The sequence below is a fragment of the Streptomyces sp. CB03234 genome (assembly GCF_001905885.1).
Lineage (GTDB): Bacteria > Actinomycetota > Actinomycetes > Streptomycetales > Streptomycetaceae > Streptomyces.
The window spans coordinates 795,727-810,541 of sequence record NZ_LIYH01000003.1; the positions used below are offsets into that span (position 1 = coordinate 795,727).

The window sequence follows — 14,815 nt, forward strand, 5'->3', positions numbered from 1 at the left end:
AAGCGTACCGGCCCCCACTGTCAGGGGAATCAGCGCTCGAAGCGGTATCCCATGCCCGGCTCGGTGATGAAGTGCTTGGGGTGCGAGGGGTCCGCCTCCAGCTTCCGGCGCAGCTGGGCCATGTAGACCCGCAGGTAGTTCGTCTCGGTGCCGTACGACGGCCCCCACACCTCCTGGAGCAGCTGCTTCTGGCTGACGAGCCGCCCCCCGTTGCGTACGAGCACCTCCAGCAGGTGCCACTCGGTGGGCGTCAGCCGGACGTCCCGCCCGTCGCGCTGCACCTTCTTCGCCGCGAGGTCGACCGTGAACCCCGCCGTCTCGATCACGACCGTGCCGTCGTCGCCGCCGCCCACCGGCTCGGCCCGGCGCACGGCGGCGCGCAGCCGCGCCAGCAGCTCGTCCATGCCGAAGGGCTTGGTGACGTAGTCGTCGGCACCGGCGTCCAGGGCCTCGACCTTCTCGTCGGAGGTCTGGCGTGCGGAGAGCACCAGGATCGGTACGCGGGTCCAGCCGCGCAGGCCCTTGATCACCTCGACGCCGTCCATGTCGGGCAGGCCCAGGTCGAGGATGACGACGTCGGGGTGGCGGCCGGCGGCCAGTTCGAGCGCGGTGGCGCCGTCGGGGGCCGCGTCCACCTCGTACTTCCGTGCCTTCAGGTTGATCACGAGGGCGCGTACGATCTGCGGCTCGTCGTCGACCACGAGCACCCGCGTCATGAGGGGCCTGCTTTCTCCAGGGAGGGGACTTCGGCAGCGGCGGCCGGGGCGGCCGCCTTGAGGGTGAGGACCATCGTCAGGCCCCCGCCGGGGGTGTCCTCGGCCGTGATGGTGCCGCCCATCGCCTCCACGAACCCGCGTGCGACGGCGAGGCCGAGGCCGACCCCGGCGCCGCGCGGCGCGTCGCCGTAGCGCTGGAAGGGGGCGAATATCCGGTCCTTGGCGTCGTCGGGCACGCCGGTGCCCCGGTCCACGACCCGCAGCTCGACGCGGTCGGCCATGGCGCTGGCGGAGACCAGGACCGGTGCGGCGGCGGGGCTGTACTTGACGGCGTTCTCGACGACGTTGGCGACGGCCCGCTCCAGCAGGCCCTTGTCCACCTCGACCATCGGCAGGCTCTCGGGGATGTCCAGCTCGGCGCTGCCGTCCGGTACGCCGCCGAGCGCCATGGGGACGACCTCGTCGAGGTCGATGGCCCGGATGAGCGGCGTGACGGTTCCGGTCTGGAGGCGGGACATGTCGAGGAGGTTGCCGACCAGGTGGTCGAGGCGGTCCGCGCCCGCCTCGATGCCTTCCAGCAGCTCGGCGCGGTCCTCCTCGGACCACTCGACGTCGTCCGAGCGCAGGGAGCTGACAGCGGCCTTGATGCCCGCGAGCGGGGTACGGAGGTCATGGCTGACGGCCGCCAGCAGCGACGTACGGATCTTGTTGCCCTCGGCGAGCTTGCGGGCCTCCTCGGCCTCGCCGACCAGCCGCTGCCGGTCCAGTACGACGGCGGCCTGCGCGGCGAAGGCGCCCAGCACCCGGCGGTCCTCGGCGGGCAGGACGCGGCCGGACAGCGCGAGCGCCATGTGGTCGCCGACGGGCATGTCGACGTCGGCGTCCTCGGGGCGTGCCACGGGCCGGCGGCCGACGCTGCCCGCGCGGGTCCACGGCTCGACGTCGTTCTCACGCTCCAGCAGCGCCACGGACTCCATGGAGAACGTTTCGCGGACCCGTTCCAGCAGGGCGTCCAGAGCCGTCTCGCCGCGCAGGACGCTGCCCGCCAGGAAGGACAGCACCTCGGACTCGGCCCGCAGCCGGGCGGCCTGGTGGGTGCGGCGCGCGGCCAGGTCCACGACGGACGCCACCGCAACGGCGACCCCGAAGAAGACGGCGATCGCGACGATGTTCCGGGGGTCGGCGATCGTGAACCGGTACAGGGGCGGGGCGAAGAACCAGTTGAGCAGCAGGGAGCCGAAGGCGGCGGAGGCGAGGGACGGGACCAGGCCGCCGAGCAGCGCGGACGCCACGGTCAGCGACAGGAACAGCAGCATGTTGTTGGCGATGCCGAGGTCCGCGTCGATGTGGGTGAGCAGCAGGGTCAGCAGGGCGGGGCCGGCGACGCCGGTCAGCCAGCCCCAGATGATCCGGGAGCGGCCCAGTCGGGAGCCGCGCGCGACGGGCAGGCCCCGGCCCCTGGCGACCTCCTCGTGGGTGACGATGTGGACGTCCAGGTCGGGGCCCGAGTCACGGGCGACGGTGGCGCCGACACCGGGCCCGAACACGTACTGCCAGGTCTTGCGGCGGCTGGAGCCGAGGACGATCTGGGTGGCGTTGACGCCTCGGGCGAACTCCAGCAGCGCGGAGGGGATGTCGTCGCCGATGACGTGGTGGAAGGAGCCGCCGAGGTCCTCGACGAGGGTGCGCTGGACGGCCAGCTCCTTGGGGGAGGCGGAGGTCAGGCCGTCGCTGCGGGCGATGTAGACGGCGAGGATCTCGCTGCCGGAGCCCTTGGCGGCCATCCGCGCGGCGCGGCGTATGAGGGTGCGACCCTCGGGGCCGCCGGTGAGGCCGACGACGATGCGCTCGCGGGCCTGCCAGGTGGTGCGGATGTTGTGCTCGCCGCGGTACTGCTGGAGGTACTCGTCGACCCGGTCGGCGGTCCAGAGGAGGGCCAGCTCGCGCAGGGCGGTGAGGTTGCCGGGGCGGAAGTAGTTGGAGAGGGCGGCGTCGACCTTGTCCGGCTTGTAGATGTTGCCATGGGCCATGCGGCGGCGCAGCGCCTGGGGCGACATGTCGACCAGCTCGATCTGGTCGGCGCGGCGGACGACCTCGTCGGGGACGGTCTCCCGCTGTCGTACGCCGGTTATGGACTCGACGACGTCGCCGAGCGACTCCAGGTGCTGGATGTTGACGGTGGAGATGACGTCGATGCCGGCGGCGAGCAGTGCCTCGACGTCCTGCCAGCGCTTGGCGTTGCGCGAGCCGGGGACGTTGGTGTGGGCCAGCTCGTCCACCAGGGCGACGGCCGGGCGCCGCCGCAGCACCGCGTCCACGTCCATCTCGGTGAAGGTGGCGCCCCGGTGGTCGATGGTCCTGCGCGGTATCTGTTCGAGGCCGTGCAGCATCACTTCCGTACGGGGGCGGTCGTGGTGCTCGACGAAGGCGACGGCGCAGTCGGTGCCTCGTTCGACGCGGCGGTGCGCCTCGGAGAGCATCGCGTACGTCTTGCCGACGCCTGGTGCCGCACCGAGGTAGATCCGAAGCTTGCCGCGTCCCATGGCCCCATTGTCGTGAGTGTTCGTTCGACTGCTTGTGCGTAGACCTTACGACCAGGGGCATGGGCAAACCGGACGGGGAGGTCGGTTCCCGGGCGTCTTGACGGGATTCTGATGCGTGCCCGGGCGGGACGGGACCTGTGTGGTTCAGTGCTCGGTCGGCCTGCCGTCGCCCAGCTCCAGGACCCGGGCCGCCTGGGGACAACGGCCTGGGGACAGCGCGGCGGGCCGCACCCCGTCGTACGGGATACGGCCCGTCCACCATCCGTGGAGGTCGAGACGACGGCTCAGCGGACCTCGGTGATCTCCGGGCCCCGCTGCAGCTGACCCATGCCGCCCGAGAAGCGCGACGTCTCCTGGTCCTCCTGCTGCACTCCCTCGGGCACCATCTGCGCGTCGTTCGGCAGCTTCAGGACGATCGGGTCGCGCGGCGCCATCGGCCCCTCGCCCCGTACGACGACGGTGTCCCGGAAGATCTGCTCCAGCAGGCCCGCGGCCTCCGGCTGCACCGCGCCCTGCCCGGAGATGACCCCGCGCAGGAACCAGCGGGGGCCGTCCACGCCGACGAAGCGCACCAGCTGCACGCCGCCCGTGCCGTCCGGCAGCTTGACCGGCACCTGGGCCCGCAGCTCCCAGCCCAGCGGGCCCTCGACCTCGTCGATGATGCCGCCCTGCTGGGTGATGCCGGAGGCGATCTCCTCGCGGACCTCGCCCCAGATGCCCTCTTTCTTGGGGGCGGCGAACGCCTGCAGCTGGATGGCGCTGTCCCGCAGCACCACCGTCGCCGCGACGATCGCGTCGCCCGCGACCTCCACGCGCAGCTCCATGCCCTCGACCCCGGGCACGAACATGCCGCCCAGGTCGACCCGGCCCTCCTCGGGCCTGGAGACCTCGGAGATGTCCCAGGGACCGTCGGGCCGGGGTGCCGGCGGAAGGTTCACCCGGCGCGGCTCGCTGTCCGCCGCGTCGTCAGTGCCGACTTCGTCGACGACCTGCTCGGCCTCGCCCGCTGCGTCGGCAGCGGCACCGCTCTTCTTGCGACGTCCGAACACGTCACTGTCCTTCCCGGTCGGATACGACCGAAGCGTATCGATTCCCACCCGTCCAGCCCTCCGTGGCGGCATGACCGCCGGTGGACCCGAAGCCCCCCTCGGCCCGCGCCGAGCCGGGAAGCTCCGCCACCTCGTGGAAACGGACCTTCTCGACTTGCTGAACGACCAGTTGGGCGATCCGGTCGAACCGTTCGAACCGCACGCTCTCGCGCGGGTCCAGGTTGACCACGATCACCTTGATCTCCCCACGGTACCCGGCATCCACCGTCCCTGGGGCATTCACCAGAGCTACTCCGCACCGGGCCGCCAGCCCCGAGCGCGGGTGCACGAAGGCCGCGTACCCGTCGGGCAGCGCGATGGACACCCCGGTGGGCAGGATCGCGCGCTCGCCGGGGGCCAGTTCGGCGGCCTCGGTGGTGACGAGATCGGCGCCCGCGTCGCCCGGGTGCCCGTACGACGGGATCGGCACCTCCGGGTCCACGCGGCGGATCAGGACGTCGACAGGGTTACGCATCAGGGGTTCACCTCGAAGGCGCGGGCGCGCCGGACCTGGTCGGGGTCGGCCATCGCCGCCTGGATCTCCTCCGGGCGGCCGTTGTCGATGAAGTGATCGACCTTGACCTCGATGAAGAGGGCGTCGGCGCGGACCGCCACGGGCCCCTCGGGGCCGCCGATCCTGCCCGTGGCCGTGCAGTAGATCTTCCGGCCGTGTACGGCGGTGACCTCGGCCTGCAGGTGCAGCACCGTGCCGACGGGCACCGGGCGCACGAAGTCGGTCTCCAGCCGGCCGGTCACCGCGATGACCCGCAGCAGCCAGTTCAGCGAGCCCAGCGTCTCGTCGAGCGCGGTGGCGAGGATGCCGCCGTGGGCCAGGCCCGGAGCACCCTGGTGGTCGGTCGTCACCGTGAACTCGGCCGTGATGGTCACGCCCTCGCCGGCCCTGGCCTCCAGGTGCAGCCCGTGGGGCTGGCCGCCGCCGCAGCCGAAGCAGTGCTCGTAATGGGCGCCCAGGAGCTCGCCGGGGGCGGGCGCGTCAGGGTGCCGTACCGGCGGTATGGCCTCGGCCGGGGGCGTCAGTGCAGTGCTCACAGCGGGAGACCTTACCCGCGAGTCCGGCCACCGGTCGCGCCGTGCCAAGCTTGGGTGTATGCAGCCTTCCGCAGCGGCCTCCGTCCCGGCCTCCGCCCCGCAGTACGACGAACGTCTCACCGCTCCCCGCTCCTGGTGGCTGCTGGCCGCCCTGGTGGGCGTCTCGGGCGGACTGATCATGCTGCCGCTGGGCACCCTGCCCATGCTGGGCGGCGTGATCGTCGCGGGCGCGCTGGCGGCGATGGGAGTCAGTTCGTACGGCTCCGCCCGCGTCCGGGTGGTGGCGGGCTCGCTGGTCGCCGGGGACGCCCGCATCCCGGTGTCGGCGCTGGGCGAGCCGGAGGTGCTGGACGCCGAGGAGGCGCGCGCCTGGCGTACGTACAAGGCGGACACGCGCGCGTTCATGCTGATGCGCGGCTACATCCCGGCGGCGGTGCGCGTCGAGGTCACGGACCCGGCCGATCCGACGCCATACGTGTACCTGTCAAGCCGTGACCCGGAGGCGCTGGCCGCGGCGCTGACGAGCGTACGGGCACAGGCCTAGGGCAGGCCTGGAGCAGGGCCTCCTGGGAGGGGCCTAGAAGCCGATCTCCTTGGGGTGCTCCGGCTGGTCCAGCGGGGGCAGTTGGGGAAGGGCGTCCCAGGGCACCTGGCGGCTGCGGAGGTCCTTGCGGATGCGCTCGGCGAGGTTCTTGGTGTCGCGCCTGTTCATGACGGCGCCGACGGCCGCTCCGACCATGAACGGCATCAGGTTCGGCAGGTTGCGCACCATGCGCTTCATGATCCGCTGGCGTAGCTCGCGCTTCATGCGGCCACCGAGAGCCGCGTTGATGGTGGCGGGCCTGGTGACGTCGATGCCCCGCTCCTCCGTCCAGGAGGTCAGGTACGCCGCCGCCCGTTCTTTGAGCGTGCCCGGAGGCCGCTGTCCGTAGACCTCGTGGAGTTCGGCGATCAGCTTCAGCTCGATCGCCGCGACGCCCGTGATCTCGGCGGCCAGTTCGGCCGGCATCGCGGGCGGTACGGGCAGCATGGCGGCCGCGCCGACGCCGGCGCCCACGGTGGAGGTGGCATTGGCCGCGCCCGCGATCAGCTTGTCCGCGAGCTGCTCGGGCCCGAGGCCCGGGAACTGCCTGCGCAAGGTGGCCAGGTCCCGGACGGGAACGCGCGGGGCGTTCTCCATGAGCCGGTCGGCGAGGTGGGCGAGGCCCGCCCTGGCGCCCTCGCGGCTCCTGGTGACGCCACGCCTGACGGCGTCCAGGCGCCGCGCCTTGACCGGCGTGCCGGACGTCGTGGTCCGGTCGGCCGGCGTCCCCGCCCTTCCGGCCGCCTCGAGCGAGGCCGAAGGGCCTCGCTCGTCGTCACGCGCGCCGGGGGAGGGCAGGAGGGCGGAGTGCTCGGCGGGCGCGTCGTGAGCGCCTGGTGCCGGGTCTGTGCCGCCCTGGTACGCCTCCGGCTTCCCATGGAGCTTCCCATGGAGCCGGAAGCGTCGCTTCCGAGACGGGGTGTCGCCTGCCACGGCCGACGGACCTCAGTCGCAGTCTCGGCAGATCGGCTGGCCGTTCTTCTCGCGGGCCAGCTGGCTTCGGTGGTGGACCAGGAAGCAGCTCATGCAGGTGAACTCGTCCGCCTGCTTGGGCAGCACCCGGACGGCCAGCTCCTCGTTCGAGAGGTCCGCGCCGGGCAGTTCCAGGCCCTCGGCCGCTTCGAACTCGTCGACGTCGACGGTCGAGGTCGACTTGTCGTTGCGTCGGGCCTTCAGCTCTTCAAGGCTGTCCGAGTCGACGTCGTCGTCGGTCTTGCGTGGGGTGTCGTAATCCGTTGCCATGTCGCTCTCCCCCTCTGGGTGGTTGCGGTGTCTCCAGCGCACGTAACGCGTGAGAGGCCGGACTTGTGCCCGACCTGAGGCGGAGATTTTGCCTCACATCAAGGTCTGTTACTCAATCGACACCCAACCGGACCCCTCGAGAGTGATCGGGTTTGGATGGCGAACGGGACCGTACACGGTCCAGAGGCCGCGCCCAGCAGGCGCCACCCCGTGTACTTCCCGTGATCCCACCCCCCGGAAACCCGGACTTTTCCTGGTTTTCCGGGGGAATTCTTGATCACGGAGAGTAGATGGCCGGAAAGGGCCTCTTGTGATCGATCACACACGGAACTCCCGGGAACAGGTCACGAAAATTCCGCGCAAAGCGAACGCGATTGACGGCTCGACCGGCGTGTCACAAAGGAAGCGTGACGCGCATGACGAGGCCGCCGCCCTCACGGGGCTCCGCGATGATACGGCCCCCGTGGGCCCGCGCGACCGACCGGGCGATCGACAGACCCAGACCGACGCCCTTGTCGCTGCCGGTGCGCTCCTGCCGCAGCCGCCGGAACGGCTCGAAGAGGTTGTCGATCTCGTACGCCGGAACCACCGGCCCCGTGTTCGACACCACCAGCACCGCCTGACCCGCCTGCGTCTCGGTGGTGACCTCCACCCAGCCCCCGTCCACGTTGTAGCGAACGGCGTTCTGCACCAGGTTCAGGGCGATCCGCTCCAGCAGGACGCCATTGCCCTGGACGACGGCGGGGGCCCGCTCGCCACGGATCTCCACGCCCTTCACCTCGGCCTCGGCCCGGGTCTGGTCGATGGCCCGTGAGGCGACCTCGGCGAGATCCACCGGCTTGCGCTCCACGATCTCGTTGTCGCTCCGGGCCAGCAGCAGCAGGCCCTCCACCAGCTGCTCGCTGCGCTCGTTGGTGGCCAGCAGCGTCTTGCCCAGCTGCTGGAGCTCGACGGGCGCCCCGGGGTCGGACAGGTGCACCTCCAGCAGCGTGCGGTTGATCGCCAGCGGCGTACGCAGCTCGTGCGAGGCGTTGGCGACGAACCGCTGCTGCGCGGTGAAGGCCCGCTCCAGCCGGTCCAGCATGTCGTCGAAGGTGTCCGCGAGCTCCTTGAGCTCGTCGTCCGGGCCGTCCAGCTCGATCCGGCGGGAGAGGTCCGTGCCGGCCACATTGCGCGCGGTACGGGTGATCCGGCCCAGCGGGGACAGGACCCGGCCCGCCATCGCGTAACCGAAGGCGAAGGCGATGACGCTCAGGCCCAGCAGCGCGAACAGCGACCGGCGCAGCAGGTCGTCCAGGGCGTGCTGGCGCTGTTCGTTGACGCAGGCGTTCATCGCCCGGTTGAACTCGTCGGGGGCCGCCCGCTCCGGGAAGTTGCACACGTTGCTCGTGACCTGGCCGTCCACGATCTTGAACGGCAGCTCGCTGCCGATGTGGAGGGCCTGGGCGGCCAGCAGGTAGATGATCGACAGCAGCAGGATGCCGGCGATCAGGAACATCCCGCCGTACAGCAGCGTGAGCCGTATGCGGATCGTCGGGCGCAGCCAGGGGCGTACGGGCTCCCTGGGGTCCCAGGTCGGCTTCGGGGGCGCCTGTGGCGGCGCGGGCGTGGCGGCCACGGGGTCAGATCCGGTAGCCGGAGCCCGGCACGGTGACGATCACCGGCGGTTCGCCGAGCTTGCGGCGCAGGGTCATCACGGTGACGCGTACGACATTGGTGAACGGGTCGGTGTTCTCGTCCCAGGCCTTCTCCAGCAGCTGCTCGGCCGAGACGACCGCGCCCTCGCTGCGCATCAGGACCTCCAGGACCGCGAACTCCTTGGGCGCCAGCTGGATCTCCTTGCCGTCCCGGAAGACCTCGCGCCGGTTGGGGTCCAGCTTGATCCCGGCCCGCTCCAGGACAGGCGGCAGCGGGACCGTCGTACGCCGGCCGAGCGCCCGCACGCGGGCGGTGAGCTCGCTGAAGGCGAACGGCTTGGGCAGGTAGTCGTCGGCGCCGATCTCCAGGCCCTCGACGCGGTCGCTGACGTCGCCGGAGGCGGTGAGCATCAGGACGCGGGTCGGCATGCCCAGGTCGACGATCTTGCGGCAGACGTCGTCCCCGTGGACGAGCGGCAGGTCGCGGTCGAGGACGACCACGTCGTAGTCGTTGACCCCGATGCGCTCCAGGGCGGCCGCCCCGTCGTACACGACGTCGACGGCCATGGCCTCCCGGCGCAGTCCGGTGGCCACCGCATCGGCGAGCAGTTGCTCGTCCTCGACGACGAGTACGCGCACGGCGTTGTTCCTTCCTCCGAGCCCGGTTCCGGGCAGGTCTTTCGCACTGACTGTGCGTATCCATCCTGCCCCTTACGCGCGTAAACCGGCGGTAAGGCGACCTGGGGCCACCGGCGGCTCCCCATGGGACTCCCGTATGGGACTCCCGTGAGGCGATACGGGAATCAACCGAATTCACGGAGGAGTTGAGGTTTCCGTGAGGAAGCCTCTGGGGAGGACGACTGCACACCCGAGATCACGCCCCGTATGTGGCGCGCCACAAACCGCTCTGCCTTCAGATGTGCAGTGCGTGATCGACCGACAACCCTCGGCACACCCCCGTGCCACCGACCCATGACGAGGGGGCGCACGATGGACGCTTTCACCGCAGGACTGCTGCAGCGCATAAGGGCCACGGAGACGGACCTCACACGGGCTCGCGAGACGGGAGACGACTTCCTGGCCGACGTCGAGCAGGCGGAGCTCGACGACCTGCACCGCCTCGCGGCGGAACACGGCGTGGAGATCACCGCGAACGCCTGACCTGAACGGCGCGCGGGCCCCGGTCCTCCGCAGTTTTCCTGCGGAAGGCCGGGGCCCTTCGTATGCCGGACCGCTCCAGTCGACGGGCTCCGGTCGGCCCGGGGGCCCTGCCGGTCAGTCGTGCCAGGCGCCGAAGTCCTCCAGAAGGGCCTGGAGCGGTTCAAAGACCCCTGCGGGCGCCGCCACGGTCAGATCGCGCGACGGCGGGGTGCCGGGACGGCCGCCCGTCAGGGCGCCGGCCTCACGGGCGATCAGGGCGCCGGCCGCCATGTCCCAGGGGCTGAGCCCGCGCTCGTAGTACCCGTCCAGGCGGCCCGCGGCGACGTCGCAGAGGTCGACCGCCGCGGAGCCGCTGCGGCGGATGTCGCGCAGCCTGGGGATCAGACGCTGCGCCACGTCCGCCTGGTGGGCGCGGACCTCGGCCACGTAGTTGAAGCCGGTGGAGACCAGAGCCTGGTCCAGCGGCGGGGCCGGCCGGCACCGTATGGGCCGGTCGTTCAGGAACGCGCCGCCGCCCAGCACCGCGCGGAACGTCTCACCGCGCATCGGGGCCTCGACGACCCCGACGACGGCCTCGCCGTCCCGCTCGGCGGCGATCGACACGGCCCACGTCGGCAGGCCGTACAGGTAGTTGACCGTGCCGTCCAGCGGGTCGATGACCCAGCGGACACCGCTGACACCCTCCGTGGCGGCCCCCTCCTCGCCGAGGAGACCGTCGTCGGGGCGGTGCTCGGCGAGGAAGGCGGTGATCAGCTTCTCGGCGGCGATGTCCATCTCGGTGACGACGTCGATGGGGCTCGACTTGGTGGACTGGACGCCGAGGTCGGCCGGGCGGCCGTCGCGCAGCAGCGCACCGGCCCGGCGCCCGGCCTCCAGGGCCAGTTCCAGCAGCTCGGTCAGGAACGGGTCACGTGGGTCGGTCACGGCGTCTCCTTACGCGTACGGGCTGTCGGCGCCGGCCGCCGCGGGCCGCTCGGTGCGGGCCGGGCAGCAGCCGATCGGGCACAGGTCGTGCGACGCGCCCAGGGCGCCGAGCGCGCAGCGCTCCACCACTGTCCCCCGCTCGGCCGCCGCGCGCTCGAGGACCAGGTCCCGGACGGCGGCCGCGAAGCGCGGGTCGTCGCCCACGGTGGCCGACCTGCGCACCGGGAGGCCCAGCTCGGCGGCCTTGGCGGTGGCCTCGGTGTCCAGGTCGTACAGGACCTCCATGTGGTCCGAGACGAACCCGATGGGGACCATGACGACCGCCGGGGCCCCGGCGCCGTGCAGGGCCTCCAGGTGGTCGCAGATGTCCGGCTCCAGCCACGGGATGTGCGGGGCGCCGCTGCGGGACTGGTAGACCAGCTCCCAGGGGTGCTCGACGCCCGTCTCGTCCCGTACGGCATCCGCGATGAGCCGGGCGACGTCCAGGTGCTGCCTGACGTACGCGCCGCCCTCGCCGTGCTCCTCGACCGGACCGGAGGTGTCGGCGGCGGAGGTCGGGATGGAGTGGGTGGTGAAGGCGAGGTGGGCGCCCGCGCGGACGGACTCGTCGAGCTCGGCCAGCGACTTCAGGACGCCGTCGACCATGGGCCGGACGAACCCGGGGTGGTTGAAGTAGTGCCGCAGCTTGTCGACCCGGGGCCGCGGCAGCCCCTCCGCTTCCAGCGTGGCGAGGGCGTCCGCCAGGTTCTCCCGGTACTGGCGGCAGCCGGAGTACGAGGCGTACGCGCTGGTGGCGAGGACGGCGATGTGGCGGCGGCCGTCGGCGACCATCTCACGCAGCGTGTCCGTGAGGTACGGCGCCCAGTTCCGGTTTCCCCAGTACACGGGCAGGTCCAGGCCCGCGTCCGCGAAGTCCTTGCGCAGGGCGGCGAGCAGCGCGCGGTTCTGGTCGTTGATCGGGCTGACGCCGCCGAAGAGGAAGTAGTGCTGCCCGACTTCCTTGAGGCGTTCCTTGGGGATGCCCCGGCCGCGGGTCACGTTCTCCAGGAACGGGACCACGTCGTCGGGGCCCTCCGGGCCGCCGAAGGAGAGCAGCAGCAGGGCGTCGTACGGGGCGGGATCGCGCTGATCGGACGCGGGGTCGGACACGGGATCGGCCATGGCATCGGACATGGGATCGATCCTGCCACCCGGGTCCGACAGCCGGAAAACCGCCGTGCACTGTCACCCGTTCGGACGTAACCTGTGAAGGCTGCCCATACGCCTTACGTGCCGTCACGGCTCACGCCTGTACGTTTCACGCCTCACCGGCCGGAGTGCCCCTTGCCCAGTCCCTACCGCGCGATCTTCTCCGCCCCCGGCACCGTCGGGTTCTCCGCCGCAGGCTTCTTCGGCCGGATGCCGCTGGCCATGATGGGCATCGGCATCGTCACGATGATCTCCCAGCTCACCGGCCGCTACGGGCTGGCGGGCGCGCTCTCCGCGACGCTCGCCGTCTCCGCCGCCGTGCTCGGCCCGCAGGTCTCCCGCCTCGTCGACCGGTACGGCCAGCGACGGGTGCTGCGCCCGGCCACGCTGATCACGGTCATGGCCGTGGCGGGCCTGCTGATATGCGCGCAGCAGGGATGGCCGGAGTGGACGCTGTTCGTCTTCTCGGCCGCCGCCGGCTGTGTGCCGAGCATCGGTGCGATGACCCGCGCCCGCTGGGCGACGATCTACCAGGGGTCGCCGCGCGAGCTGCACACCGCGTACTCCTTCGAGTCGATCATCGACGAGGTGTGCTTCATCTTCGGCCCGATCGTCTCGATCGGGCTGTCGACCGTCTGGTTCCCGGAGGCGGGCCCGCTGCTGGCGGCGGTCTTCCTGGCGGTCGGTGTGTGGTGGCTGACCGCGCAGCGGGCCACCGAGCCGAAGCCGCACCCGATCGAGCAGCACACCGGCGGCTCGGCGCTGCGCTCCCCCGGCCTGCAGGTGCTGGTGGCCGCGTTCGTGGCGACCGGCGCGATCTTCGGCGCGGTGGACGTGGTGACGGTGGCGTTCGCCGAGGAGCAGGGCCACAAGGCCGCGGCCAGCCTGGTGCTGGCGGTGTACGCGCTCGGCTCGTGCCTGGCGGGTGCGGTCTTCGGGCTGCTGCACCTCAAGGGCGAGCCGTCCCGCAGGTGGGTTCTGGGGGTCTGCGCGATGGCCGTGAGTATGATCCCCCTCCAACTGGCCGGGAACCTGCCGTTCCTGGCCGTGGCGCTCTTTGTCGCGGGCCTTGCCATCGCGCCGACGATGGTGACGACCATGGCCCTCGTCGAGGCCCACGTACCGCGCACCAAACTGACCGAGGGCATGTCCTGGACGGGTACCGGGCTCGCGGTCGGCGTGGCGCTCGGCTCCTCGGCCGCCGGCTGGGTGGTCGACGCGCACGGGGCGGCCGCGGGGTACGCGGTGCCCGGCATCGCGGGAGTGCTCGCGGCCGTGGTGGCGTTCCTGGGGTACCGCCGGCTGCGCAGCGAGCCGGTGCCGACGCGGGAGGGGCAGGGGCAGCGTGAGCAGCGCGAGCAGGACCCGGAAGAGCCGGAGCAGCAGCACGTGGCGTAACTGGGCGGGCAACGTGGCCGCCAGGCCCGTACGGGAGGCCCGCCCCGCCTCGGTCCAGGAGCTGGCGGACACGGTGCGCGGCGCCGCCGAGGAGGGCCTGCGGGTCAAGACGGTCGGTACGGGTCACTCGTTCACGTCGATCGCCGCCACCGACGGCGTGCTGATCCGCCCGGACCTGCTGACCGGCATCCGGCGGATCGACCGCCGGGAGCTGACCGTGACGGTGGAGTCCGGCACCCCCCTGAAGCGGTTGAACGCGGCTCTCGCGCGGGAGGGCCTTTCGCTCACGAACATGGGCGACATCATGGAGCAGACGGTCGCGGGCGCCACCAGCACCGGTACGCACGGCACCGGCCGTGACTCGGCGTCCATAGCCGCGCAGATCAGGGAGCTGGAGCTGGTCACGGCGGACGGGCGGGTGCTGACCTGCTCGGAAAAGGAGAACCCCGAGGTCTTCGCGGCCGCCCGGACAGGCCTGGGTGCGCTGGGGGTCGTCTCGGCCATCACCTTCGCCGTGGAGCCGATCTTCCTGCTCACCGCGCGTGAGGAGCCGATGACCTTCGACCGGGTCACTTCGGAGTTCGACGCGCTGCACGCGGAGAACGAGCACTTCGAGTTCTACTGGTTCCCGCACACCGGCAACTGCAGCACCAAGCGCAACAACCGCAGCGCGGGCCCGGCCGCTCCGCCCGGGCGGATCAGCGGCTGGATCGAGGACGAGTTCCTCTCCAACGGGCTGTTCCAGGTGGTGAACTCGATCGGCCGGGCGGTGCCGGCGTCCGTCCCCGCGATCGCCAAGGTGTCCAGCCGCGCGCTGTCCGCGCGTACGTACACGGACATTCCCTACAAGGTCTTCACAAGCCCGCGCCGGGTGCGGTTCCTGGAGATGGAATACGCACTTCCGAGGGAGGCCGCCGTTGCCGCGCTGCGCGAGCTGAAGGCGATGGTCGACCGGTCGCCGCTGCGGGTCAGCTTCCCCGTGGAGGTCCGGACGGCGCCCGCGGACGACATCACGCTCTCGACGGCGTCGGGCCGGGACAGCGCGTACATCGCGGTGCACATGTACAGGGGCACGCCGTACCGGTCGTACTTCACGGCGGCGGAGCGGATCATGACGGCGCACGGCGGGCGGCCGCACTGGGGCAAGCTGCACACACGGGACGCGGGGTACCTCGCGGACGTCTATCCGCGGTTCGGCGAGTTCACCGCGCTGCGTGACCGCCTGGACCCGGAGCGGGTGTTCGGCAACGACTACCTGCGGCGGGTGCTGGGCGCCTGACCGCCC

General features: G+C 71.6%; 15 protein-coding genes. 4 read left to right on the plus strand and 11 right to left on the minus strand.

Annotated elements, in window-relative coordinates; genetic code table 11:
• Positions 1–29: 29 nt before the first annotated feature.
• From AMK26_RS16515 to AMK26_RS16535, 5 genes are all read right to left on the minus strand, one after another.
• Positions 30–716: a response regulator gene (locus tag AMK26_RS16515; protein WP_073755381.1), complete on the minus strand. Its 687-nt coding sequence runs from the start codon at positions 714–716 to the stop codon at positions 30–32.
• A complete protein-coding gene (locus AMK26_RS16520) occupies positions 713–3,259 on the minus strand; it encodes a sensor histidine kinase (RefSeq protein ID WP_073755382.1) in 2,547 nt (848 codons plus the stop codon). Before AMK26_RS16520 ends, AMK26_RS16515 begins: the two co-directional genes overlap by 4 nt.
• Before the next feature lie 284 nt (positions 3,260–3,543).
• On the minus strand, positions 3,544–4,308 hold the full coding sequence (locus tag AMK26_RS16525; protein WP_073755383.1) for a DUF3710 domain-containing protein: 765 nt from the start codon (positions 4,306–4,308) through the stop codon (positions 3,544–3,546).
• Position 4,309: 1 nt separating this feature from the next.
• Positions 4,310–4,822, minus strand: coding sequence for a dUTP diphosphatase (gene dut, locus AMK26_RS16530; RefSeq protein WP_073755384.1), 513 nt, complete (start codon positions 4,820–4,822; stop codon positions 4,310–4,312).
• On the minus strand, positions 4,822–5,397 hold the full coding sequence (locus tag AMK26_RS16535) for a PaaI family thioesterase (protein ID WP_073755385.1): 576 nt from the start codon (positions 5,395–5,397) through the stop codon (positions 4,822–4,824). Before AMK26_RS16535 ends, dut begins: the two co-directional genes overlap by 1 nt.
• Before the next feature lie 58 nt (positions 5,398–5,455).
• Here AMK26_RS16535 and AMK26_RS16540 point away from each other — a divergent pair, with 58 nt between their 5' ends.
• Positions 5,456–5,941, plus strand: a complete 486-nt coding sequence (locus AMK26_RS16540) for a DUF3093 domain-containing protein (RefSeq protein WP_073755386.1) — start codon at positions 5,456–5,458, stop codon at positions 5,939–5,941.
• A gap of 33 nt (positions 5,942–5,974) precedes the next feature.
• On the opposite strand, the gene AMK26_RS16545 is transcribed toward AMK26_RS16540, so the two are convergent.
• The 4 genes from AMK26_RS16545 to AMK26_RS16560 form a co-directional block, all read right to left on the minus strand.
• Positions 5,975–6,913 carry a hypothetical protein gene (locus tag AMK26_RS16545; RefSeq protein WP_073755387.1) on the minus strand — a complete coding sequence of 313 codons (939 nt, stop codon included), beginning with the start codon at positions 6,911–6,913 and terminating at the stop codon, positions 5,975–5,977.
• A 12-nt stretch (positions 6,914–6,925) separates the two neighbouring features.
• Positions 6,926–7,222 (minus strand): DUF4193 domain-containing protein, encoded by a 297-nt coding sequence (locus AMK26_RS16550; RefSeq protein WP_003955561.1) that lies wholly within the window; start codon positions 7,220–7,222, stop codon positions 6,926–6,928.
• Positions 7,223–7,616: 394 nt separating this feature from the next.
• On the minus strand, positions 7,617–8,840 hold the full coding sequence (locus AMK26_RS16555; protein WP_073755388.1) for a sensor histidine kinase: 1,224 nt from the start codon (positions 8,838–8,840) through the stop codon (positions 7,617–7,619).
• Between the two features lie 4 nt (positions 8,841–8,844).
• Positions 8,845–9,498 (minus strand): response regulator transcription factor, encoded by a 654-nt coding sequence (locus AMK26_RS16560; protein ID WP_073755389.1) that lies wholly within the window; start codon positions 9,496–9,498, stop codon positions 8,845–8,847.
• Positions 9,499–9,849: 351 nt separating this feature from the next.
• Here AMK26_RS16560 and AMK26_RS37290 point away from each other — a divergent pair, with 351 nt between their 5' ends.
• The gene (locus tag AMK26_RS37290; protein ID WP_179166677.1) at positions 9,850–10,020 is read left to right on the plus strand and encodes a hypothetical protein; all 171 of its coding nucleotides are present in this window, start codon (positions 9,850–9,852) and stop codon (positions 10,018–10,020) included.
• 114 nt (positions 10,021–10,134) lie between these two features.
• Here the strand turns inward: AMK26_RS37290 and AMK26_RS16570 are convergent, their stop codons facing one another.
• Positions 10,135–10,944: an inositol monophosphatase family protein gene (locus tag AMK26_RS16570; RefSeq protein WP_073755391.1), complete on the minus strand. Its 810-nt coding sequence runs from the start codon at positions 10,942–10,944 to the stop codon at positions 10,135–10,137.
• A 9-nt stretch (positions 10,945–10,953) separates the two neighbouring features.
• A complete protein-coding gene (locus tag AMK26_RS16575; protein WP_073755550.1) occupies positions 10,954–12,105 on the minus strand; it encodes a ferrochelatase in 1,152 nt (383 codons plus the stop codon).
• Between the two features lie 162 nt (positions 12,106–12,267).
• Here AMK26_RS16575 and AMK26_RS16580 point away from each other — a divergent pair, with 162 nt between their 5' ends.
• Positions 12,268–13,530, plus strand: a complete 1,263-nt coding sequence (locus AMK26_RS16580) for an MFS transporter (RefSeq protein WP_073755392.1) — start codon at positions 12,268–12,270, stop codon at positions 13,528–13,530.
• Positions 13,478–14,809, plus strand: a complete 1,332-nt coding sequence (locus AMK26_RS16585; protein WP_073755393.1) for a D-arabinono-1,4-lactone oxidase — start codon at positions 13,478–13,480, stop codon at positions 14,807–14,809. The genes AMK26_RS16580 and AMK26_RS16585 overlap by 53 nt, the downstream gene beginning before the upstream one ends.
• Positions 14,810–14,815 lie beyond the last annotated feature (6 nt).

Bases quoted from the DNA above. Each gene is read 5' to 3' on its own strand.
- AMK26_RS37290 (WP_179166677.1), top strand. From the start codon at position 9,850: ATGGACGCTTTCACCGCAGGACTGCTGCAGCGCATAAGGGCCACGGAG.
- AMK26_RS16540 (WP_073755386.1), top strand. From the start codon at position 5,456: ATGCAGCCTTCCGCAGCGGCCTCCGTCCCGGCCTCCGCCCCGCAGTAC.
- AMK26_RS16575 (WP_073755550.1), bottom strand. From the start codon at position 12,105: ATGGCCGATCCCGTGTCCGACCCCGCGTCCGATCAGCGCGATCCCGCC.
- AMK26_RS16550 (WP_003955561.1), bottom strand. From the start codon at position 7,222: ATGGCAACGGATTACGACACCCCACGCAAGACCGACGACGACGTCGAC.
- AMK26_RS16515 (WP_073755381.1), bottom strand. From the start codon at position 716: ATGACGCGGGTGCTCGTGGTCGACGACGAGCCGCAGATCGTACGCGCC.
- AMK26_RS16520 (WP_073755382.1), bottom strand. From the start codon at position 3,259: ATGGGACGCGGCAAGCTTCGGATCTACCTCGGTGCGGCACCAGGCGTC.
- dut (WP_073755384.1), bottom strand. From the start codon at position 4,822: ATGCGTAACCCTGTCGACGTCCTGATCCGCCGCGTGGACCCGGAGGTG.